The sequence below is a fragment of the Albidovulum sediminicola genome, from assembly GCF_025751575.1.
GTDB classification, from domain to species: Bacteria; Pseudomonadota; Alphaproteobacteria; order Rhodobacterales; family Rhodobacteraceae; genus Albidovulum; species Albidovulum sediminicola.
Genome location: NZ_JAOWLA010000003.1, coordinates 244,935 through 267,337 on the forward strand (window position 1 = coordinate 244,935; position 22,403 = coordinate 267,337).

20 protein-coding genes are annotated in these 22,403 nt (G+C 67.6%); 10 read left to right on the forward strand and 10 right to left on the reverse strand.

Annotated features, from left to right (window positions below):
* Window positions 1–102 precede the first annotated feature (102 nt).
* Window positions 103–1,422 (forward strand): MmgE/PrpD family protein, encoded by a 1,320-nt coding sequence (locus OE647_RS04960; protein WP_263720562.1) that lies wholly within the window; start codon window positions 103–105, stop codon window positions 1,420–1,422.
* Between the two features lie 10 nt (window positions 1,423–1,432).
* Here OE647_RS04960 and OE647_RS04965 read toward each other — a convergent pair whose 3' ends face one another.
* From OE647_RS04965 to OE647_RS05000, 8 genes are all read right to left on the reverse strand, one after another.
* Window positions 1,433–2,275 (reverse strand): HTD2 family dehydratase, encoded by an 843-nt coding sequence (locus OE647_RS04965; RefSeq protein ID WP_263720563.1) that lies wholly within the window; start codon window positions 2,273–2,275, stop codon window positions 1,433–1,435.
* A gap of 131 nt (window positions 2,276–2,406) precedes the next feature.
* Window positions 2,407–3,348, reverse strand: a complete 942-nt coding sequence (locus tag OE647_RS04970; protein WP_263720564.1) for a LysR family transcriptional regulator — start codon at window positions 3,346–3,348, stop codon at window positions 2,407–2,409.
* Window positions 3,349–3,375: 27 nt separating this feature from the next.
* Window positions 3,376–4,533, reverse strand: coding sequence for an acyl-CoA dehydrogenase family protein (locus OE647_RS04975; protein ID WP_263720565.1), 1,158 nt, complete (start codon window positions 4,531–4,533; stop codon window positions 3,376–3,378).
* 115 nt (window positions 4,534–4,648) lie between these two features.
* Window positions 4,649–6,157: a fumarate hydratase gene (locus OE647_RS04980; protein WP_263720566.1), complete on the reverse strand. Its 1,509-nt coding sequence runs from the start codon at window positions 6,155–6,157 to the stop codon at window positions 4,649–4,651.
* A gap of 98 nt (window positions 6,158–6,255) precedes the next feature.
* Entirely contained in the window at window positions 6,256–7,068 is an 813-nt protein-coding gene (locus tag OE647_RS04985) for an HpcH/HpaI aldolase/citrate lyase family protein (protein ID WP_263720567.1), read from the reverse strand.
* A 77-nt stretch (window positions 7,069–7,145) separates the two neighbouring features.
* Window positions 7,146–7,568 (reverse strand): ester cyclase, encoded by a 423-nt coding sequence (locus OE647_RS04990; protein ID WP_263720568.1) that lies wholly within the window; start codon window positions 7,566–7,568, stop codon window positions 7,146–7,148.
* Between the two features lie 21 nt (window positions 7,569–7,589).
* On the reverse strand, window positions 7,590–8,537 hold the full coding sequence (locus OE647_RS04995; RefSeq protein WP_263720569.1) for a glutathione S-transferase family protein: 948 nt from the start codon (window positions 8,535–8,537) through the stop codon (window positions 7,590–7,592).
* 107 nt (window positions 8,538–8,644) lie between these two features.
* Window positions 8,645–9,790: a CaiB/BaiF CoA transferase family protein gene (locus OE647_RS05000; RefSeq protein WP_263720570.1), complete on the reverse strand. Its 1,146-nt coding sequence runs from the start codon at window positions 9,788–9,790 to the stop codon at window positions 8,645–8,647.
* 116 nt (window positions 9,791–9,906) lie between these two features.
* On the opposite strand from OE647_RS05000, the gene OE647_RS05005 reads away from it, so the two are divergent.
* From OE647_RS05005 to OE647_RS05020, 4 genes are all read left to right on the forward strand, one after another.
* The gene (locus OE647_RS05005) at window positions 9,907–10,848 is read left to right on the forward strand and encodes a LysR substrate-binding domain-containing protein (protein WP_263720571.1); all 942 of its coding nucleotides are present in this window, start codon (window positions 9,907–9,909) and stop codon (window positions 10,846–10,848) included.
* A gap of 147 nt (window positions 10,849–10,995) precedes the next feature.
* The gene (locus tag OE647_RS05010; protein WP_263720572.1) at window positions 10,996–11,793 is read left to right on the forward strand and encodes an SDR family NAD(P)-dependent oxidoreductase; all 798 of its coding nucleotides are present in this window, start codon (window positions 10,996–10,998) and stop codon (window positions 11,791–11,793) included.
* Between the two features lie 12 nt (window positions 11,794–11,805).
* On the forward strand, window positions 11,806–12,402 hold the full coding sequence (locus tag OE647_RS05015; RefSeq protein ID WP_263720573.1) for a glutathione S-transferase family protein: 597 nt from the start codon (window positions 11,806–11,808) through the stop codon (window positions 12,400–12,402).
* Between the two features lie 44 nt (window positions 12,403–12,446).
* Complete coding sequence (locus tag OE647_RS05020; protein WP_263720574.1) at window positions 12,447–13,904, forward strand: aldehyde dehydrogenase family protein; 1,458 nt, start codon at window positions 12,447–12,449, stop codon at window positions 13,902–13,904.
* Window positions 13,905–13,979: 75 nt separating this feature from the next.
* On the opposite strand, the gene citF is transcribed toward OE647_RS05020, so the two are convergent.
* Both citF and OE647_RS05030 read right to left on the reverse strand, forming a co-directional pair.
* Window positions 13,980–15,476, reverse strand: coding sequence for a citrate lyase subunit alpha (gene citF / locus OE647_RS05025; protein ID WP_263720575.1), 1,497 nt, complete (start codon window positions 15,474–15,476; stop codon window positions 13,980–13,982).
* A gap of 150 nt (window positions 15,477–15,626) precedes the next feature.
* On the reverse strand, window positions 15,627–16,463 hold the full coding sequence (locus OE647_RS05030; RefSeq protein ID WP_263720576.1) for a GNAT family N-acetyltransferase: 837 nt from the start codon (window positions 16,461–16,463) through the stop codon (window positions 15,627–15,629).
* Window positions 16,464–16,648: 185 nt separating this feature from the next.
* Between OE647_RS05030 and ilvD the strand changes: the two genes are divergently transcribed.
* The 5 genes from ilvD (at window position 16,649) to OE647_RS05055 (ending at window position 22,322) form a co-directional block, all read left to right on the forward strand.
* Window positions 16,649–18,382: a dihydroxy-acid dehydratase gene (gene ilvD, locus OE647_RS05035; RefSeq protein WP_263720577.1), complete on the forward strand. Its 1,734-nt coding sequence runs from the start codon at window positions 16,649–16,651 to the stop codon at window positions 18,380–18,382.
* Window positions 18,363–18,989, forward strand: a complete 627-nt coding sequence (locus tag OE647_RS05040) for a hypothetical protein (RefSeq protein ID WP_263720578.1) — start codon at window positions 18,363–18,365, stop codon at window positions 18,987–18,989. Before ilvD ends, OE647_RS05040 begins: the two co-directional genes overlap by 20 nt.
* An 81-nt stretch (window positions 18,990–19,070) precedes the next feature.
* On the forward strand, window positions 19,071–19,844 hold the full coding sequence (locus OE647_RS05045) for a DUF6478 family protein (protein WP_263720579.1): 774 nt from the start codon (window positions 19,071–19,073) through the stop codon (window positions 19,842–19,844).
* 15 nt (window positions 19,845–19,859) lie between these two features.
* Window positions 19,860–20,225 carry a hypothetical protein gene (locus tag OE647_RS05050; RefSeq protein WP_263720580.1) on the forward strand — a complete coding sequence of 122 codons (366 nt, stop codon included), beginning with the start codon at window positions 19,860–19,862 and terminating at the stop codon, window positions 20,223–20,225.
* 75 nt (window positions 20,226–20,300) lie between these two features.
* Window positions 20,301–22,322: an NADPH-dependent 2,4-dienoyl-CoA reductase gene (locus OE647_RS05055; protein WP_263720581.1), complete on the forward strand. Its 2,022-nt coding sequence runs from the start codon at window positions 20,301–20,303 to the stop codon at window positions 22,320–22,322.
* Window positions 22,323–22,403 lie beyond the last annotated feature (81 nt).

Sequence of the window (22,403 nt, forward strand, 5' to 3'; positions counted from 1 at the left end):
GGCTCTAGCAAGAACTGCGCGCGGGAACCTGGCCGTTCGGCGGGGAGTGGGAATGCCCCCGGGATCAGAGCCGGTCGCGCGTGACACGAGAGAGGACTGACGATGCCACTGATTGATGAGATGATCGCGCTGGCGGGCCTGCCCGCCCCGGATCTTCCGGCCCCGGCGATGGCGCTTGCCCGCTTCTCGCTTCTCGACTGGATGGCCTGTGGCATTGCTGGGATCGGCGAGCCCCTGGTGCAAAAGCTGCGCCGCCTTGCCGGGGAAGAGGCGGGGCAGCGCGCGGCCTCGGTGATCGGGGGCGGCATGGTGCCGGCCCGGATGGCGGCGCTCGTGAATGGCGCGACCAGCCATGCGCTTGACTATGACGACACCCATTTTGCGCATGTCGGGCACCTGTCGGTCGGTATCTATCCGGCCGCCCTCGCGGCGGGGGAGGAGACCGGCGCATCGTTGGACGAGGTCGTGGCGGCCTTCCTTGTCGGGGCCGAGGCCGCGATCCGCATCGGCTGCGTCCTGGGTGCGGCGCATTACAATCTCGGCTTTCACCAGACCGCGACGGCGGGCGCCTTCGGGGCGACGCTTGCCGCTGGCCGTCTTTATGGCCTGTCGGATGCTGAACTGCGCGCGGCCGTCGGGCTTTGTGCCACGCGCGCCTCGGGGTTGAAGTCGCAATTCGGCACGATGGGCAAGCCCTACAATGCCGGGATCGCCGCCGCCAACGGCGTCGAATGCGCCAAGCTGGCACGTCTGGGCATGACCTCGGCGGACGATGGCCTGATGGGGGCGCAGGGTTTCGTTCCGACCCACACGCCCGAGGCCGATGAGGCGGCGGGGACCATCCCGAGCTGGCGCGAGGCCTTCCTGTTCGAGGACAACAAGTACAAGCTTCACGCCTGTTGCCATGGCACCCATGCGATGATCGAGGCCTTGCTGGGCGCAGCGGCTCTGTCGGGGCTGGGGCTTGACGACATCGCCGGATTTTCGCTGCGCACCAGCCCGCGCTGGCTTCGGGTGTGCGATCTGAAGCGGCCGCGCACGGGGCTGGAGGTCAAGTTCAGCTATGCCTGGCTTGCTGGCATGGCGCTGCGCGGTGACCGCACCGGCGACGACCGGGTCTATACCGATGCGCTTGCCGGCGATCCGGTCCTGGCCACCTTCGCCGAACGGGTCGAGGTCCTGGGGGACGCGTCCCTTTCGGACATGCGCGCCGAAGGCACGGTGCTGCTGCGCGACGGAACCGAGATCGCCGTGTCCCACGATCTGGCGGCGCGGCTTCCCGAGGCGGTTCTGGCCGCCAAGCTCAGGGACAAGGCCGTCGCCATGCTGGGCGCGCAGGGCGCGTCGATCTGGGAAAGCTTCGCCGATCCCGAAGGCAAGACCGCGCGCGATGCGGGCGCGGCCCTGCGCGACGCCGGCTAAGGCCGGCTGTTCAGAGCCGCCGGAGCGTCGCTTTCATCGAGACCACGCCGTCCGAGCGTTCGATCTGACCGTGCCGCTCCGGTCCCGGCACCCCAAGCTGAAGGCGGACCGGCGTTGTCGCGAAGACCGGCGCCTGCGCGCGGTAGCTGAACCGCAGCGGGCCCAGACCCTCGCGCATCGCGTCGCAAAGTTCCGTCGCCATCATCGGACCGTGCACGACGAGGTCGGGATAGCCTTCGATGTCGCGGCAGAAGTCGCGGTCCCAATGAATGCGGTGGCCGTTGTGGGTGACAGCCGAGTAGAAGAAGAGCTGGCTTTCGGGATGGGCGAAATAGCCGTCGGGAACCGGATCGCCCGGCGCGCGCAGGGCCTCTTCCTTGCCCCCCCTGTCCCGGTAGACGATGGTCTGGATCTCCTCGACGCAGGGGGCGCCCTCCTGCTCGATCTGGTGGAAGACCGTGACGAAACAGAGCGGCCCGGTGGTCCCGTCCTTGAACGCGACGTCCCGGATCGTAGAGACCCGCCGTGCGGGAAGCCCTATCCGCAGCGCCTGAAGAACCGTGACATCGCCCGCCGCCCACATCCGGCGCGGCAGCGGCGCCGGGGGAAGGAACAGTCCCAGACGCTCATGGAAGTCCTCACCCTGATCGCCGAGGGCGACGGGGCGGTTGAAATAGACCCAGTGCCAGGTCGGGGGCAGGAATTCCTGCGCCAAGTCCTGGCCGAGCAGGACGGCGAGTTTCTCCGCGGCCTCCGGCGCGAGCGTGTCCTCTGCCTCGCGGCGGCGACCGATGAAGCTCTCGCACAGCCTGCGTACATCGTCGGGGATACGCTTCGCCGCCTGGGTCGACATGGGCTCGGTCCTCTTCCGGTAGACGCATTTGGGGCTGCGGTCCCGGCATCCGACCGGGGCGCAGCCGAAGCCTAGCGTCAGGTCCGCAGGAAAATCCAATACAGTCGAACAAGGCCGCCCATAGGCGCTGGCTATCCCTGCTCGGGAATGCTCGCCGGCCAGATGCTCCGCCCGACAAGATCGGCCACGACCTCGCGGCAGGTCTGCTCGGTCCGGCGGCTTGCCACCGTGGCCGGTGTCGCGGCCGTGCGGACCAGGAAGATATCGCGCTGCAGGGGGGGATCGATGATCGGGCTTCCAATCAGCGTTCCGTCGGCCACCAGGTCGCTGACCGCGGCGGGCGACAGGATCGTGTAGCCGCTGCCCCGCGCCACCAGCGCCTTGATCTGCGTCATCGAGTCAATGGCGATCGAAACCCGCAGCGCCAGCCGTTCGGCCCGCGCGACACGTTCGACGAACGAGCGAAGCCCGTGGCGTTCCGAGGGCAACACAAGTTCGGTCTGGGCGACCTGCGCGAAGGTCACCGGCGCGCCCGGCGGCGTGTCGAAGGGCCAATCCTCGGGCGCAGCGTAGAACCACAATGTCTCATGAACCAGAAGGCTCGCCGAGCACTCCCCGATGTTCGACACGTCGTATAGAAGGGCCAGATCGACCTCGCCCTTCATCACCCATTCCCTGAGGTGACCGGTCATCGCCTCGGTCACGCTGAACTGCACCTGCGGCATCTCCAGCCGGATCGTCTCGGCGATCGGGATCGTCAGCGCCATCGAAACGGACGGGGGCATGCCGAAGACGACCTGGCCGGTAGGTTCCGAGCCGAGACCGACCACGTCGGCCCGCGCCGCGGCCAGGATGCTTTCGATCCGGCAGGCGTGGTGGTGAAGCCGCTGCCCGGACTCGGTCGTCGAGATGCCGCGCGCGGTGCGGATCAGAAGCTCGACCCCAAGCGATTCCTCAAGGTTCCGGACAAGCTGCGAAAGCGAGGGCTGCGCGATGCCGAGGGTCCGCGCGGCACCGCTCATCGAGCCGCACTCGACGATCTCCCGGAAGTATCTGAGTTGCCGCGAATCCAACGATCGGCCTTTCTTCGGGGGCCCGCCTCAGTATGTGCGGGGCATGCCAAGGACGTGCTCGGCAAGGTAGGAGAGGATCAGGTTGGTGGAGATCGGCGCCACCTGGTAAAGCCGCGTTTCGCGGAACTTGCGCTCGACGTCATATTCCTCGGCGAAGGCGAACCCGCCGAAGGTCTGCATCGCGGCCTCCGCCGCCTGCCAGCTTGCCTCGGCCGCGAGCATCTTGGCCATGTTCGCCTCGGCGCCGGGGTTTTCGCCCGCCTCGTAGCGGCGCACGGCGTCATGCACCATCAGCTCCGCCGCCCGCATCCGCGCGTAGGCCTGCGCGATGGGGAAGGCGATGCCCTGGTTCTGGCCGATCGGGCGGCCGAACACCTCGCGCTCACCTGCATAGGCCGCAGCCTTGGCGATCAGCCACTTGGCGTCACCGATGCATTCCGATGCGATCAGGATCCGTTCGGCATTCATGCCCGAGAGGATATAGCGGAAGCCCTTGCCTTCCTCGCCGATCAGGTTCTCCGCGGGCACCTCGACATCGTCGAAGAAGACCTCGCAAGTGGAGTGGTTCATCATGGTCCGGATCGGCGAGATGCGGAGCCCCTTCTTCTTCGCCTCGCGCATGTCGAGGATGAAGACCGAAAGCCCGTCGGTCTTCTTCTGCACCTCGGCCACGGGGGTCGTGCGGGCGAGCAGGATCATCAGGTCCGAATATTCCGCGCGCGAGGTCCAGATCTTCTGGCCGTTGACGATGTAGCGGTCGCCCTCCTTCTTCGCGAAGGTCTTCAGGGCTGCGGTGTTGGTGCCGCTTGACGGCTCGGTCACGCCGAAGGCCTGAAGCCGCAGCGATCCGTCCGCGATGCCCGGAAGGTAGCGCTGTTTCTGCGCCTCGTTGCCATGCCTGAGCAGGGTGCCCATCGTGTACATCTGCGCATGGCAGGCGCTGGCGTTGCAGCCGGCGCGGTGAATCTCCTCCAGGATCGCGGACGCCGCCGAAAGGCCAAGCCCGATCCCGCCGTATTCTTCCGGGATCAGCGCCGACAGATAGCCCTGCTCCGTCAGCGCCTTCACGAAGTCGGCCGGATAGGCGCGCTTTTCATCAAGCTTGCGCCAGTATTCGCCGGGAAAATCCGCGCAGAGCTTGGCGACGGCTGCCCGGATGTCTTCATGCATGTCGATCGCGGTCATCTGATCCTCCGTTGCCGCGAGAGTATCCCAGGGGAGAAAATCGCGGCAGAGCGGAAGAGTGATCGCCCGCATAGGGCGGCCCTATAGCCGGTGGATCAGGCGGGGTTTGGATGTGTCAGGCGGTCTGGGAGGGCGTGCGGCGCCAGAGTGCCGGGCCGGTCTTGTGGATCGAGTTGCCCTGGCTGTCGACGGCCACGGTGACGGGCATGTCTGCCACCTTGAGGCGATAGATCGCCTCCATCCCGAGGTCCTCGAAGGCGACCGGCTCGGCCTCCACGATGGCCTTCGAGACGAGATAGGCCGCGCCGCCGACCGCGATGAGATAGGGGGCCTTGTGCCGGGCGATGGCCTCCAGCGCTTCCGGCCCGCGTTCGGCCTTGCCGATCATGAGCTTCAGGCCCGTGGCTGCAAGGATCCGGTCGGTGAACTTGTCCATCCGGGTGGCAGTCGTGGGTCCGGCTGGGCCGATCGCCTCGTCGCCCACCGCATCGACAGGGCCGACGTAATAGATCGCTCGCCCTTTCAGGTCGACGGGCAGCGCTTCGCCCCGATCCAGCATTTCGACCATGCGTTTGTGCGCGGCGTCGCGGCCGGTATAGAGCGTGCCGGACAGCAAAAGCGTCTGGCCGGGTTGCAGCGAGGCGATCACCGCGTCGTTCAGGGTGTCGAGGTCGATCCGGCGGGCCTGCGCGTTGGCCTGGTCGAGCAGGATTTCCGGCCAGTCGGAAAGGTCAGGCGGCGTGAACCGCGCCGGGCCACGCCCGTCGAGCGTGAAGGCGACATGCCGGGTCGCGGCGCAGTTGGGGATCAACCCCACCGGCAGGGAGGCCGCGTGCGTAGGGAAGCTGCGGATCTTGACGTCCAGAACGGTCGTCACCCCGCCAAGCCCCTGCGCCCCGATGCCAAGCGCGTTCACGCGGTCATGGATTTCCAGCCGCAATTCCTCGGTCCGGTCGCGCGGCCCGCGTCGCAGCAGATCGGCCATGTCGATCGGATCGTTCAGGGCCTTCTTGGCGAGCGCCATGGCCTTGTCGGCCGATCCGCCGACCCCGATGCCCAGAATGCCCGGCGGGCACCAGCCGGCGCCGAGCGTCTCGACCGTCTGCACGACCCAGTCCGCCACGGAGGCCGAGGGGTTGAGAACCGTGAACTTTGCCTTGTTCTCCGACCCGCCGCCCTTGGCCGAGACATGGACCGTCACCTTGTCGCCCGCCACGATCTCGGTCGAGAGCATCGCCGGGGTGTTGTCGCCCGAGTTCCGGCGCGCGCCCAGCGGGTCCACCACGACCGAGGCGCGCAAGGGGTTGGTGTCAAGACGGTAGGCCCGTCGCGTGGCTTCATCGACGGCGTCCTGAAGGCTGCCCGAAAGCTCAAGCCGGGCTTGCGAGCCGACCTGAACCATCACGTTCGCCGTTCCGGTATCCTGACAGATCGGGCGCCGGCCTATGGCGCACATGCGCGAGTTGACAAGGATCTGCGCCATCGCCTGCTTGGCGCCGGGGTTTTCCTCGCGCGCCCAGGCGGCGGCCATCGCGCGGATGAAGTCGGGGGCATGAAAGTAGGAAATGTACTGCAAGGCATCGGCGATGCTGTCGATCAGATCGGCTTCGCGGATCACGGTCATGATGCTTCCTCAAGGAACCCGCGCCATTCTCTGCGCCATCGCGCCAAGGGTGGCAGAACCCCCGCCCCCGGGCAATCCGTTTGCGCGCGGGCGCGGCCCTAGGCCGCCGTCAGCGGCACCCGCGCCAGGATGCGGCGCGCGGCTTCCTCCACGGGACGGTCGATCATCTTGCCGTCAAGCGCGACGGCCCCCGGCATGCCGGAAGACAGCGCCGCGATCACCCGCTCCGCCCAGGCGCGCTCGGCCTCGGACGGCGCGAAAGCGCGGGCGACCGGGGCCACCTGCGCGGGGTGGATCAGGAGCTTGCCGCCGAACCCCAGCCGCCGCGCGGCCGCGCCGTCGGCTTCGGCCCGGTCGGGGTCATGGACATCGGTCGTCACGCTGTCGACCGGCGCCAGCACCCCCGCCAGACGCGACCGGTAGACAAGTTCGCAGCGCGCATGCAGCAGCGCCTCCCACTCCGGCGCCGCACCCAGATCAAGTGCGAAGTCCAGGTGCCCGAAGACAGCACGCGACACGCCATCGGCCGCAAGCAGTTCCGCAAGCGCGGCCATGCCCCGTGCCGTCTCGATCTGCGGCAGCAGTTCGACCTTGCGCCCCGCCGCTGCGGCGACGGCGCCGAGCGCGCTGGCGGTTTCGGCCTTGGGCAGCAGCACCGCTGCCGCCTTGGACCGGCCGAGAAGGGCGAGATCCTCGGCAAAGAAGGGGGAGGCGGCGTCATTGATGCGGATGACCACGCGGGCCCAATCGAGATCGGCGGACAGGATCGCCGCCCGCGCGGTGGCCTTCGCCTCGGGGCGCACCGCGTCCTCAAGGTCCAGGATCACGCGGTCGGCGCCGGAGGAGAGCGCCTTGGAAAAACGCTCGGGCCGGTCGCCGGGCACGAAAAGATAGGTCACGGCTGGGGGCATGCGGGGTCCTGCGCGTCCGTCACGGGAAGGGAGGGGCCCGGTACGTCGGCCTGCGCCGCCGCGCCGGGGCTTTCCGTTCAGAGCAGTCCGATCTGCTGCTGAAGTCCGAGGTTGTCGATGGCCGGCCATTGCTCGGCGATCTGCCCGTTCTCCATGCGGAAGAAGTCGAGCACCATCACGTCGAAGCGCCTGCCGCTGGCAGGGTAATCGCCAAACGGCCCCGAATGGACGCCGCGGAAGTGCAGGTGGACCAGAACCTTGTCGCCCTCGGCGATCACGTCCTGGATGTCGAGCTCGATTTCTGAAAACGCGCCCAGCAGCACGTCGCCGAGCTTCAGAACGCCTTCGGGGCCGACGACCTCGAAGGGCAGGGTGGTGTCGCGGCGGACATAGGTCGGGGCGACGTTCGCCTCAAGCCAGGCGCGGTCCTGTGTGGCGAAGGCCTTGAAATAGTCCCGGGCGCGCTGCTTGTTGGCGGCGATGGTAGCGGTGTCGGTCATGTCTTTCCTTGTCCTCCGGTCTTAGGCGGCGCTTGCCGCGCCGATCGTGGCGGGGATCACCTCGAACCCCGCGCGCGGGAAATGAACGTGAAGCCGCCCCGCCGCCCCGCTGTCGATGGCGACGATGACTTCCTGCGCGTCGGCGGCCACCAGGGTGCCGGTGACCGGCACGCGGGCATTGTCGTCCGGGGTCACGGTGACGAGGGTTCCGGCCGCGATCCCGCTCGGGTCGTTGTCGCCGATCGCGGGGGCTTCGGGCTGGGCGGCCTTCGCCGCCGCCAGGGCCTCTTCGGGCGTCATGTCGCTGACCGCGCCGTGGCCGATGGCCGCGATGCGCGCCATCCAGTCGGTGATGTCGCGGCCAAGACCGAGCTGCGCGTCGATCGCCTCTGCTCCGCAATTTGCACGCAGGAGCCACAGCGAGTGGTAGCAGCTCAGGTCAGCGGCACTGAGTTGGTCGCCGGTCAGGAACGGCCCGTTTTCCGCCAGCATCGAGGACAGCCACTGGCTCAGCGAGGTCATCTGCTGGACATAGGCCGGCAGCATCGGCGCCATGGCGGATTTCGAGATGTCGTAGCCCAGATAGTGGTCCTTGCGGTCCTGAAGGAAGGCCTCGGGCAGGTGTTCCCCGATATAGTGGACAAGGATGCCGATCGCGGGCTTCCAGGTGGCGCGGTCCCACCAAAGCGACAGCGCCTTGGAGATGCCCTCGCCCGTCGGGTAAAGCGACGGCGTGGGCTTCATCCGCTCGAGCGCGCGGAAGATGACCTGGCTGTCGCAATAGATGTCCGCGCCGACCTGCAGAACCGGCACCCTCCGATACCCGCCGGTCAGCGCGTCCAGCGCCGGGCGCGGCGGAACGGGATCCACCTTGACCGACCGCCAGGCAAGGCCCTTGTAGCCAAGCGCAAGCCGGATCTTTTCGGAAAAGGGGGACAGGTCGTAGTGATGCAGGATGATATCGGCCATGGTCCGTGCGCTCCCTTCGCAGGCGGATAATGTTCGGCGAAAAAACTAGCAGCGAAGGGCGGCGGGCGAGTAAGACAGTTTGCCTGCCCCTGCCATAGCTTTCCGTTCTAGGCCGAGTGGCGCTTTGCCCCGGGTCTGGAGAATTCCTCGCGCAGGCTGGCGTCGTGCTCTCCAAGTGCGGGAACGCGGCCATAGCGCGGGGTCTTGCCGCGCACGACGGCGCCGGGGGCCAGCATCTCGATCTCGCCCGCGTTCGTCTGGACGGTGATCAGGCGGTTCTGCGGGTGGGCAAGCAAGTCGTCCAGATCGGAGAGCCTGCCAAACGCGATACCGGCCTGGGTCAGGCGGGCGATCATCGCCTCGCGCGGCTCGGCGGCGAAGACCGGCGTGACGATGCGTTCAAGCTCAGGCCGGTTCGCGACCCGCAGCGAGTTGGTCACGAAGCGCGGGTCCTTGGCGAGCTCGGGCTGGCCCAGGACCTCCGCGCAGAGGCGCTGCCATTCGCGCTCGTTCTGGATTGAGATCAGGACGGCCTTTCCGTCGGCGCATTGATAGGCGCCGTAGGGGGCGATCGTCGGATGCTTGAGCCCGACACGCGCCGGTTTCTTGCCGCCGTAGCGTGTCTGAAGATAGGGCACGTTCATCCAGTCGGCCATCGCATGGAACAGCGAAACCTCGATGGCGCGCCCCTTGCCGGTCCGCTCGCGGGCGAACAAGGCTTGCAGGATCGCCTGAAACGCCGTCATCCCGGCGGCGATGTCGCAGACCGAAACGCCGACGCGCGCGGCCCCTTCCTCGGTGCCGTTGATCGCGCAAAGCCCGCTTTCGGCCTGGATCAGCAGGTCATAGGCCTTTTGATCGCGGTAGGGACCGTCTTCGCCATAGCCCGAGATAGAGCAGCAGATCAGTCGAGGATATTTCGCCAGCAGCGCCTCGGCCCCGAAGCCCAGCCGGGCCGCCGCGCCGGGCGCAAGGTTCTGGATGAACACATCCGCCCCGGCGATCATGCGCTCAAGGATCGTCCGGTCCTGCGCGTTCTTCACGTCAAGACGGATCGATTCCTTGCCGCGGTTCAACCAGACGAAATAGGCGCTTTCCCCCTTCACCAGCGCGTCGTAGCCGCGGGCGAAATCCCCTTCCTCGCGCTCGATCTTGATAACCCGCGCCCCGGCGTCCGCCAGGCGCCCCGACGCATAGGGGGCGGCAACGGCCTGTTCGAGCGCAACAACGGTGATACCGGAGAGATCCTGCATGGCACGTCCTGTCAATGCTGTCGGGGCAGGTATCCCACGGGTTTCGCCGGGGCAGAAATATTCCCTTTTTCCCGGTGGTATAGAAAATTACTATACGCCCAAGGGGAGGACGGACCGTGGATATCAGGCAACTGCGCTATTTCATCGCCATCGCCGAGGAGGGGTCTCTGTCCTCGGCCGCGCAACGTCTGAACGTCGCGCAACCCTCGCTTTCGCAGCATGTCCTTTCGCTGGAACGCGACCTCGACGTGAAACTGCTTGAGCGGTCCCCGCGGGGCGTCACCCTCACGCAGTCGGGCGAGGTACTGCTGTCCCACGCGCGCGAGATCGTCGAGGCGCTGGAACAAGCCGTCGTCGCGGTGCGCCAGTCCGGGGCCGAGCCGGCGGGGGACGTGAGCTTCGGCCTGCCCAGTTCCGTTTCGATGGTGCTTTCGGTCCCCCTGGCCGAGACCGTGCGGCTGGAACTGCCGAAGGTGCGGCTGCGCGCGATCGAGGCGATGAGCGGGTTCATCCAGACATGGCTCGAAGACCAGTCCATCGATCTTGGCATCCTCTATGACGTCAGCGCGGTGCGGCATCTTTTGCACCACCAGCTGATGACCGAGGATCTTTACTTCTTCTCGGCCGTTGATGCCTGGCCCTTCGACAGCGCGCCGGGAACGCCCGTGAGGCTTGCTGACATCGCGCCCTTCGAACTGGTCCTGCCGTCCAAGCACCACGGGCTTAGGGTGATGATCGACCGTTTCACGCGCGCGCAGGGCATTCAACTGAACATCGCGACCGAAATGGATGCGCTGAGCCAGATCAAGACCATGGTGTCGCGCGGATCGGGATACACCATTCTGGCTCCAGCCGCGGCTTACGACTTCGTGGACCGCGGCGAGTTGATCATGGCGCCGATCGTGGAGCCGCGGATGACGCGGCCTGTCTATTTCGTGCGCAATCCCGCCAAGCCCGTGACCGCCGCAAGCCGAGAGGTGGAGCGGATCACGACCGAGGTGATCCGCGATCTTGTGGCGCGCGGGATCTGGCGTGCCGATGACGAAACCGGGCGGTAAGGGTCCCTGAACCCCGCCGCCCCAAGCCAGCGCTTGGGGGCGATATAGGGCATTGCTATGGCCTGTAGATCACAAAGATATTTGCGACTTGGCCGCGTCGCGGCGACTTTCCGGCAGATCATGAAAAACGGGGGCGGCGGATAGGCCATGGGCGACAGATTGCGCGACAAGGTCGTTTTCTTTTCGGGCGCGGGCTCGATCGGTCCGGGCTGGGGCAACGGCAAGGCGGCCGCAGTGGCGATGGCGCGCGAAGGTGCGAAGGTCTTCGCGCTCGACATCAGCAAGGACGCGGTTGAGGAGACCGCCGACATCATCCGCCAGGAGGGCGGGACGGTCCTGACCGCCGTCTGCGACGTGTCGAAAGGCGACCAGGTGGAAGCCGCCGTGGGCGCCTGCATGGACGCTTTCGGCCGTATCGACGTTCTGGACAACAACGTCGGCATCATCGACCCGGGCGGGCCTGAGGATCTGAGCGAGGCGCAATGGGACCGCCTCATGGCGATCAACGTCAAGTCCATCTACCTGACCTGCCGGCATATCCTGCCGATCATGACGCGGCAGGGCGGCGGCTCGATCATCAACATCTCCTCCATCGCTTCCACCCATTCGCTGGGCTATTCCTGCATCAGCTATTCGGCCTCCAAGGGCGCCGTAAATGCCTTTACGCGCGACATCGCGCTGAACTACGGTCCCAAGGGCATCCGCTGCAACTCGATCCTGCCGGGCCTCATGAACACGCCCCTGATCCATGCGGGCAACGTGACCTCGGTCTACGGGTCGACCGAAGAGATGGTGCGCCAGCGCGACGCGCTGGTGCCGCTCGGCAAGATGGGGGACGGCTGGGACGTGGCCTGGGCCTCGGTCTTTCTGGCCTCCGACGAGTCGAAGCACATCACCGGGATCGAGCTTGTGGTCGATGGCGGCATCACGCTGAAGGTGAAATAGGGGAGGGGCGCCATGCACCTTTATGTCAACACGACCTCGCCGTTCGTCCGCCTCGTGCGGCTGGCGATCGAGGAGAAAGGCCTGTCGGACCGGGTGACCACCCAGATCGTGGACCCTTGGGCCGACCCCAAGGATTTCCTCGCGGCCAACCCCGCCGGACGGGTGCCCACGCTGATCACTGACGAGGGGCTCGCCATCGCCGAGGCGCATTTGATCCTGCGCTACCTCGACGACCTGGCCGGACCCTCGATCTTCCCTCCGGATGGCCTGGCCGAGACGCTGTCCATCGCCGCCCCGGCGCTGGGCGCGACCGAGGCCGCGACGGCGGTCATCATCGGCCGCAAGTCGAGCGACCGGTTCGACAGCGACATGGTCGGCTCGAAGCGATTCCGGACGATGGCCGAGGGCCTCACGCGGCTCGACGCCCGGCCGCCGCGCGATTTCGCCGACCGCCCGGACATCGCCAACTTCGCAGCGGTGACCGCCGTCGATTACATCACCTTCCGCTTCACCGACCGTGACTGGCTTGCCGATCTGCCGAACCTGCGCGCCTGGCGCGAGCGACAGAAGGGCCGCCCCTCGGTCGAAAAGACGATGCCATTCGTCTAGGCCCCGTCCGGGCCGCCCCCACCAATGCTTGCCGGAGGCACGCCATGAACTCGCAAACCAACCCTGCCGGGACCGGCACCCAGAATGACGCGCCGCTGGACCACTGGATCGACGGCGCGGTGTCGGCGCCGGCCGGCGGCGGATATCTCGATAACGTCAATCCCATGACCGGGGCCGCAGGCCTGCGGGTCGCCGCCGGAAATGCCGAGGACGTCGCGCGCGCTGTCGCGGCGGCGAAGGCGGCGGCCGATGGCTGGCGGCGCTTCAACGCGGCCGACCGGGGGCGGCTGATGCGCGCGCTCGCCGACAGGCTGCGCGCGGACAGGGACCGCCTCGCCGGGATGGAGCGTGCCGATACCGGCAAACCTATGGCCATGGCGCTGGCCGAGGTCGAGGGCAGCGCGCAATATTTCGAGTTCTACGGCAGCCTTGTCTATCTTCCGACGGGAGATGTGCTGGATGTCGCGCCCGACCAGCATGTGTTCACCAAGCGCGAACCCTACGGGGTCATCGGTGTCATCACCCCCTGGAACCTGCCGCTGAACCAGGCCGCCCGCGCCATCGCACCCGCCTTGGTGGCGGGCAATGTCGTCGTGGCCAAGCCCTCGGAGATCACGTCCCGGACCACGGTCGAGATGGCGCGCCTCGCCTCTGAGATCGGGTTTCCGAAGGGCGTCATCAACGTCGTCCTCGGCACCGGCAGGGAGGTGGGCGAGGCAATCGTCAGCCATCCGGAGGTGCGCAAGGTCGCCTTCACCGGTTCAGTTGGCGTCGGCCGCGCCATCGGTCGCATCGCGGCCGACCGGATCATTCCGCTGACGCTGGAACTGGGCGGCAAATCCGCCAACATCGTCTTCGAGGATGCCGATATCGAGACCGCGGCGGCCGAGGCGGTCAAGGGGTTCACGCTGAACGCAGGCCAGGTCTGTTCGGCCGGGACCCGCATCCTCGTGCAGCGCCCGATCTACGCGCGGTTCGTCGCCGAGATGGCCAGGGCCATCGAGGCGGTCATTCCCGGCGAAACCCTTGGTCCGATCATCACCCCGGCGCAGTTCCAGCGGGTCCAGGGCTACTTCAAGGTCGCCGAGGAGGACGGGGCGCGGCTTGTGGCCGGGGGCGCGGTGGCCGACGTGAACGGGGGCGACGGGTTCTACATCCAGCCCACGATCTATGCCGATGTCGACAACGCGATGCGCATCGCGCAGGAGGAGATCTTTGGCCCGGTAGGCGTCGTTATCCCCTTCGAGACCGAAGCGGAGGCGATTCAGATCGCCAATGACAGCGACTACGGGCTGATCGGAACGGTCTGGAGCCGCGACATCAGCCGCGCGCTGCGCGTCGCAGACCGTATCGACGCGGGGCAAATCTTCGTCAATGTCTGGAACACGATGTCGGTCCAGACGCCCTTCGGGGGGCACAAGAACTCCGGCTATGGGCGGGAAAAGGGGATCGAGGCGATCCACCACTATTCGCACCTGAAGACAGTCACGGTGAAGATCTGAACGGCAGGGCGTCTGGCTTGAACGGCGCGCGGCCCCCGGCGAAACGGCGGGCCGCTGCGCGTAGTGCCGTCGAGGCTAAAGACTTCGGATGACATCCGAGATGGTGCCGTCGCGATATTCCGAAACCGCGACGATCCTTTCCGATGACGGATGGGCCGGCAGCCGCTCCGACATCGTTTGCGCCCGCCGGTAAAGATCCCCGATCTCGACGGGTTGCATCCCCGCCGCGCGCAACCTGTCGCGGATATCCTCGCGCCCCGGGTTCACCGCGATGCCAGCCTCCGTCACGATCACGTCGATCGTCGATCCTGGTGTCGTCACGGTTCCGACCCGCTCGACCAGCTTCGGATAGCCTGCGGCGGTGAGCCGGGTCGTGACGATCGCGAGCTTGGCGCCCGCGGCGGTGTCGGCATGGCCGCCCGACCCGCCCATGATCGCACCATCGGCGCGCGTCGTGACATTGACGTTGAAATCCAGGTCGACCTCGGTCGCGCCCAGAACCACGGCATCCAGACGATCGACGACGGCGCCGCGCTGGTGCGGGTTGGCATACATCGACGCCGACATCGGCTGGTGGCGTGCGTCGCGGCGGAGCGACTCGATCGCCCTGAGGTCGAAGCATTGCACGTCGAGAATCCCCCGGAAGAGCCCCGCCTCCAGCATGTCGACATGAAACCCGGTGATGCCGCCGCTGGCGAAACTGCCGGTGACGCCGCGTTCCGCCATGGCGCGCCCCACCGCCGCGGCAGTGGCGAGCGAGGTCCCGCCCGCCCCGTTCTGAAGCGCGAAGCCGTTCTGCAGAAGACCGGAGGCCCCGATCACCTGTGCCGCCATTCGCGCCATTTCCAGGTCGGCCGGCTTTTCGCTGGGGCGCGTGGAGCCCGAGACGATCCCGGCGGAATCCCCAAGCGAGGGCACCAGTGCGACGAGGTCCACATGCTCCTGCGATATTTCGATGCGCGGCGCGGGGTAGTCGACCAGCGTGTCGGTGACCGCCACGACCTTGCGCGCGTGAAGCGCGTCGCACTGCGCGTAGCCAAGCACCCCACAGGCCCGGGGCCCTTCGACGGCGCTGATGTTTCCCAGCGGATCGGCGGCCGGCGCGGCGACGAAGGCTGCGTCGATGCACAGCTCGCCCGATTCAATCGCGCGGGCGCGGCCGCCATGCGTGCGCAGGATGACCGGTCGCTTCAGTGCGCCGCGGGACACGGCCTCCGCCACCGGGCCGGAGAGAAAGTTTGTGCAAAGACCACCCACGACCCCGCTTTCGATGTGCCGGACGAGCGCCGCGTGAACCGGAAAGATCGATGAGGCCGCCACATGGAGGTCACGCAGCCCTGCGCGCGCAGCAGCCTCGATCACCGCGATGAGCACCGCGTCCCCGTTCCGAAGGTGATGGTGGAACGACAAGACCGCGCCGTCCCTCAGCCCAAGCTCACGGATTGCGGCGTCAAGGCTGGGCACGACCAGTTCCAGGTGCTGGCGTCTCGTCTTCGAGACAGAGGCAAGAACGGTCGCCCGCAAGCGGCCCAGGCCCTCAACCATCGTGGGAAGCTGGAAACGGTCGGTCATTGGGGCTCGTATCCTTCGGACCCGGTGCCTATCCAGTTACCCATGTGCAGGGCGCCGGGCGAAATACCGAAATTGTGCAAGCCATATAGCGATTTCCTCTATCCCTCGTTGCCGGGCGGCGATGGGACGGCGTCCTGCCATGCCGGGGGCTCAGCCAAGCTCCATCGTCGCGATGGCCTGAAGCGCGGGGCCGGTGGACGGTGCGGCGCCGCGATACATCCGGGCGGTCCGGAATGTCTCCTCAAACCCTCGTGCGGTCAGGGCGTCGAACAGGCGGCGGTTGGCTTCCGGCAGGTCCACGAAAACCTCCGGCGTGGCAAAAACTGTCGCGGCATGACCGATCAGGTCCAGCGCCGCCGCCGCGTCGGGGGCAACGACAGGGCCGATCTTGGCGCCGTCACGGCAAAGCCGGACGGTGGCGAAGCCCGCAGGCGCGCCAGCGCGCGACAGGACGACCGTTCGGCGGCTGCCGGTGGGGGCGGTCCAGGCCGTGATGAACGCGCGCCGCGCGAAGCCGTTCGCGTGGGCATCCCGCGCCGCAACCGCGTCAAGATCGGTGGCGTCCATCGCGCGGATAGAGGCGCGCGTTCCCGGCGTGACCCGGCCCGCTAGGCGCAGCGAGGCGCCGGTGCGGACAAAGCCGGAGCGGGCGTAGTTCCCCTCTTGCGCGGCGACCCCGTCCAAGCCGACGGTGCGCTCACCGGCATGCGCCAATGCGTGGTGCCACAGCGCAAGGCCGATCCCGCGCCCTCGGAACGCCTCAAGGCAGAGGTAGAGGCCGAGGAAGGCGTGCCGCTCCCCGTGGTTCACCACGCTGATCCCCGCCACCGGCCGGGCGTCCAGGCAGGCCACGAAGAAACCGCCGGGATCGGCGGCATGAAAGGCCGCCGCGTCGTCCCGCCCGGGGTTCCAGCCCTCGGCCGCAGCCCAGTCGAGAAGCGTGGCGACCTCCGCCAGCGTGGCGGTGCGAAAACTCGGCGTGGTCATGTCGTTCCCTTCGCGGTTGCGCGCCCAATCCCCGTTGGGCCGCGATGCGCGAACGCTCCGGTACCCGGCGCGCGGTGTCAAGCGCGCCGCCCGGCACGAATTTCCCCCATTGTCCCCTGATCTTCCTTGCCCCGGCGTTTTCAGGCCAGTAAGCCAATGCGCGAGTGACCGCGAGGAGTGATCCGATGAAAAACCGCCAGTTCGACAAGTCGAAATTGCCCAGCCGCCATGTGACCGAGGGCCCGGCCCGCGCGCCGCACCGCTCCTACTTCTACGCGATGGGGATTTCCGAGGCGGAGATCCACCAGCCCTGGGTTGGTGTCGCGACCTGCTGGAACGAGGCCGCACCCTGCAACATCGCGCTCAACCGTCAGGCGCAGGCCGTGAAGCAGGGCGTGAAGGTCGGCGGCGGCACCCCCCGTGAATTCACCACGATCACCGTGACCGATGGCATCGCCATGGGGCACGAGGGCATGCGCTCCTCGCTGGCCTCGCGCGAGGCGATCGCGGATTCCGTGGAATTGACGATGCGCGGCCATTGCTACGACGCGTTGGTCGGCCTTGCGGGCTGCGACAAGTCGCTGCCGGGGATGATGATGGCGATGGTGCGGCTCAACGTGCCGTCGGTCTTCATCTATGGCGGTTCGATCCTGCCGGGCCGGCTGAACGGGCAGGACGTGACGGTTCAGGACGTGTTCGAAGCGGTCGGAAAGCACCAGGCGGGCAACTACTCGGACGCGGAGCTTGAGATCCTTGAGCGCGTGGCCTGCCCCTCCGCCGGGGCCTGCGGCGGGCAGTTCACCGCCAACACCATGGCCTGCGTGTCCGAGGCGATCGGTCTGGCGCTGCCCAACTCCTCCGGCGCGCCCGCACCCTACGAAAGCCGTGATGAATACGGCCTGTCTTCCGGCGTCGCGGTGATGAACCTGATCGAGAAGAACATCCGCGCCCGTGACGTGGTGACCCGCAAGGCGCTCGAAAACGCCGCCCGCGTGGTGGCCTGCACCGGCGGTTCGACCAATGCCGGGCTGCATCTGCCCGCCATCGCACATGAGGCGGGGATCGATTTCGACCTTTTCGATGTCTGCGACATCTTCAAGGATACCCCCTATTTCGTCGATCTGAAGCCGGGCGGCCAGTTCGTCGCCAAGGACCTTTACGAAGCCGGCGGCGTTCCGGTCGTCATGAAGGAACTGCGCAAGATCGGCCTGATCCACGAAGACTGCATCACCGCGACCGGCCGCACCATGGGCGAGGAACTGGACCTGATCACACGCGAGGCCGACGGCCGCGTGATCTACCCCTCGGCCGCGCCGATCACGGCGACGGGTGGGGTTGTCGGTCTGAAGGGCAACCTGGCGCCGGACGGGGCGATCGTGAAGGTCGCGGGCATGAAGCCGGAAGAGCAGGCCTTCACCGGCCCGGCCCGCGTCTTCGAATGCGAGGAAGACGCCTTCGAGGCCGTTAAGAAGCGCGACTACAAGGAGGGCGAGGTCCTCGTCATCCGCAACGAAGGCCCCGCGGGCGGGCCGGGGATGCGCGAGATGCTGGCCACGACGGCCGCGCTCTCGGGTCAGGGCATGGGCAAGAAGGTGGCGCTGATCACCGACGGCCGGTTCTCGGGCGCGACGCGCGGCTTCTGCGTGGGCCATGTCGGACCGGAGGCCGCGCATGGCGGGCCGATCGCGCTTTTGCAGAACGGCGACATGATCACGCTGAACGCGATCACCGGCGAGTTGTCGGTCGCGCTCTCGGACGAGGAACTGGCCAAGCGCAAGGCCGAGTGGAAAGGCCCGCGCAAGACCGAATACGCCTCTGGCGCGCTGTGGAAATACGCCAAGCTCGTGGGCGGGGCGCGCAAGGGGGCGGTCACGCACCCTGGCGCACGGGCCGAAACCCATGTCTACATGGACCAGTAAGGTCCCGGGCCTTAGGGCCTTTGTCCTGGGGGCGGCGCTGCTTCTGACCGCCTCCGGGACCAGCGCCGGCCCGTCGGCACCGCGCAAGGTCGCGGTGTCCGAGGGCGCGGTGGTGATCTCGGGGCCCTCGGGATACTGCGTGGACCCCAAGTCGCTGCGGGATACCGCGGACGGCGCCTTTGTGCTTCTGGGGGCCTGCGCGACGCTCAACGGTACGGGCCGGGGGCCGCGGTCGCGGGCCATCCTGACCGCGACGGTCCTGCTTGGCGCCCCGCCGGGCGAGAGCCTGGAGACCGAGTTCCGCCGCATGTCTGACTTCTTCGTCACCGATGCGGGGCGCAAGGCCCTGTCGCGCGACGGAAACTCCGGCAGTGTCCGGATCGAGAAGATCGTCGCCTCGGGCGATGTGCTTTTCATCCTGGCGGAGGATCGCGCCCCCTTCGCCGGCTATCCGGTCGAGCCGCAATACTGGCGCGCGATCTTCGCCCGAAAGGGGCGCATGATCAGCCTCTCCGTGCTGGGCCTGGCAGAGGCGCCGCTGGACCAGCGCCAGAAACGCAGCCTTCTGGATCGCTTCGTCTCCCGTGTGCGGGCCGCGAATTCCTGACGCGCGTGAAACCAGGCGTTGCAATGCGCGCCCGATGACCCTTAGAAGCGCAACGACGACACGCGCAGCGGAATGCGGGCGATGGCAGGCAGGCTCACCACTTTCCTCGGGGACATGATGCAACGGCGCATGGTCGCGCGGTGGCGCCGTGACGCGCAACTGGCCGAACGCGCCGATCCGCCCGCGCTACGCGCGATCCGCGCCTCAGGCCGGCAACTGCGGGCGGAAATCGACGTCGCGCTGGCCACGGCAGAGCGGCGTCTGGCGTATCCCACAGGAGAGGCCGCGCGCATCCTGCGTCGGGCTGGCACCGACTGGGTCTGGCGCCCCGAGTTGTGGAGTGGCGCGGTGCGCCCCTCCGGCCAGGCGCCGGTGCCGCGACATGCCACATTGAGCCGCCACGGCAAGTTCTATCATGACTGCAGCCTGGCCGAGATCGCGGTCCGGCAGGTCCGGAACGGCGCGTCGGATGCGCTCGCCCCCTTTGGCTACGCGGTGGAGGTCTTTGACTTCGCGGGCAGCTTCATGTCGCTGGTGCTTGACCTGCCCGACGAGGGGCTGAAGGGGCTCTCCACCCGCCACGTCCTGCGCGTCGAAACCCGGCTAGAGACCGAACGGCCCATCACCGTCTATGCGCGACTGAATCTGCGCTACGGGCCGAACACCGAACAGATCGCCCGAGCGCTGGATCAGGCGGCAACCCCCGCCGAGGTCGAATTCGACCTCGGTCACGCCGATTTCCCGTCCGAACAACTGGACCGCGCCTGGATCGACCTGTTCTTCGAAAAGCCCGCGATGAATCGCATCATCCTGCGCGACCTGACCGTGATGCGCATGGTCCGGGCCGAATACTGAGGAGGCGACAGACCCGTGTTCGCAGTGACAAGTTCGACGCTGAAGGCCGGCCTCTGGGAAGGCGCAATCGAAACCGACAGCGACGCTGAACCCGCGCTGGAGGTCTGTCTGGGCGCGCGGGTCCTGGGCGGGCTCAGCCTTGAGCCGACGGGGCGGGGGCGCTGGATGGCGCGTCTGCCGATCCCGGCGGACTGCATTTCCGACGGGGTCCAGACCTTTGTGATCCGCGCGCGGGGAGATGGTCTGCCGGTCGCGCAGTTCACCATCATCGCCGGCCAGCCCGCCGACGAGGATCTGCGCGCCGAACTGGCGCTTCTGCGCGCTGAACTCGACATGCTGAAGCAGACCGTGCGGCGTCATCTCGCGGCGCAGCGGGCGTGATCGCCCCCGTGACGCGGCGTTCGGGGTGACAGTTGCCCGGGGCCGGGGCATTCTGCCGGCGCCCCGGAGGTTCCCATGACCCAATATCCCCATCTGCTGGCCCCGCTCGATCTTGGGCATGTGACCTTGCCCAACCGGGTGCTGATGGGGTCAATGCACACCAACCTCGAAGAGACCCAGGACTGGAACCGGGTGGCGGAGTTCTATGCCACCCGCGCACGCGGCGGCGTCGGGCTGATGGTCACCGGCGGCATGGCCCCCAATCGGGAGGGCGGGGTCTTTCCGGGGGCGGCGGGTCTTTTCTCGCCTGGCGACATCGCCAACCACCGTATCGTGACCGGCCGGGTGCACGACGCGGGCGGGCGGATTGCGATGCAGATCCTGCATGCCGGGCGCTATGCCTACGGCGCCGACTGCGTAGCGCCCTCTCCGATCAAGTCGCCGATCTCCCCCTTTCCGCCACGCGAGCTGGACGAGGCCGGGATCGAGAAGCAGATCGCCGACATCGCGATCGCCGCCGCCCGCGCGCGCGAAGCGGGGTATGACGGCGTGGAGGTCATGGGCTCCGAAGGCTACCTTCTGAACCAGTTCCTGGTGACCCGGACCAACAAGCGCACCGACCGCTGGGGCGGCCCCTACGAGAACCGGATGCGCCTGCCGGTCGAGGTCATGCGCAGGGTCCGTGCCGCCGTGGGCGCGGATTTTATCGTCGTCTTCCGCCTGTCGATGATCGACCTTGTCCCCGAGGGATCAAGCTGGGAGGAGGTCGTGACGCTTGCCAAGGCGATCGAGGGCGCTGGGGCCTCGATCCTCAACACCGGGATCGGCTGGCACGAGGCGCGGATTCCGACCATCGCGACCTCGGTGCCCCGCGCGGCCTTCGCCTGGGTGACGAAGAAGCTGATGGGGCAGGTGGCGATCCCGCTCATCACCTCCAACCGGATCAACACGCCCGAGGTCGCGGAGGCGGTGCTGGCCCAGGGATGCGCCGACATGGTGTCGATGGCGCGGCCTTTCCTGGCCGACGCCGATTTCGTGCGCAAGGCGGGCCAGGGGCGCGCGGCCGAGATCGCGCCCTGTATTGCCTGCAACCAGGCTTGCCTGGATCACACATTCGGCGGCAAGATTTCCACCTGCCTCGTCAATCCGCGGGCCTGTTTCGAAACCGAACTGAGGCTCGCCCCGGCGGCGGCCCGGCGCAGGGTCGCCGTGGTCGGCGCGGGTCCCGCGGGCCTCGCCTGCGCCCTTGCCGCCGCAGAGCGCGGCCATGCGGTGACGCTCTTCGAGCAGGCCGACCGGATCGGCGGGCAGCTCAACCTTGCTCGGCGGGTTCCGGGGAAAGAGGAATTCAACGGGCTGGTCGATTGGTTCGCCACGATGCTGGATCTGCGCCAGGTGGCGCTGCGGCTTGGCACGCGGGCCGATGCGGAGGTGCTAGCGGATTTCGACGAGGTGGTGATCGCGACCGGCGTGCGCCCGCGTGACCCGGCGATTCCCACCGCGCCCGACGCACGCGTCCACAGCTATGCCGAGGTGCTGACCGGTCAGGCGCAGGTCGGGCCCCGTGCGGTCATCGTCGGGGCGGGCGGGATCGGCTTCGATGTGGCGGAGTTCCTGGTCGAGGGCACGCCGAGCCCCACGCTGGACCTCGCGGAATGGCGGGGGATCTGGGGCGTCGCCGATCCCGAGGAGCTGCGGGGCGGGCTCGGCGATCCCGATCCGGCGGCGCCGCGCCGTCAGGTGACCCTGCTGCAGCGCAAACCGGAAAGACCTGGGCGAAAATTGGGCAAGACAACCGGCTGGATTCACCGCGCGACGCTCTCGGCGAAGGGCGTCCGGATGATGGGCGGCGTGAACTACGACCGCATCGACCGGCAGGGCTTGCATGTCACCTTCGGCCCCGCGCGTGAAAACCCGACGCTGATCGAGGCGGACGACATCATCCTTTGCGCCGGTCAGGAAAGCGAAACGGCCCTCGCAGAGGCGCTGCGGGCAAGGGGAATGGCGCCGCATGTCATCGGTGGGGCCGACCTGGCGGCCGAGCTTGACGCCAAGCGCGCCATCGACCAGGGCACGCGGCTTGGCGCGCGGCTGTGATGCCACGCGGCGTTCCGGAGTTCGCCACGGGCGCGCCGGTTTCAAGACAAAATCAAACTCTTGTCTGCGTCGTTCCCAATT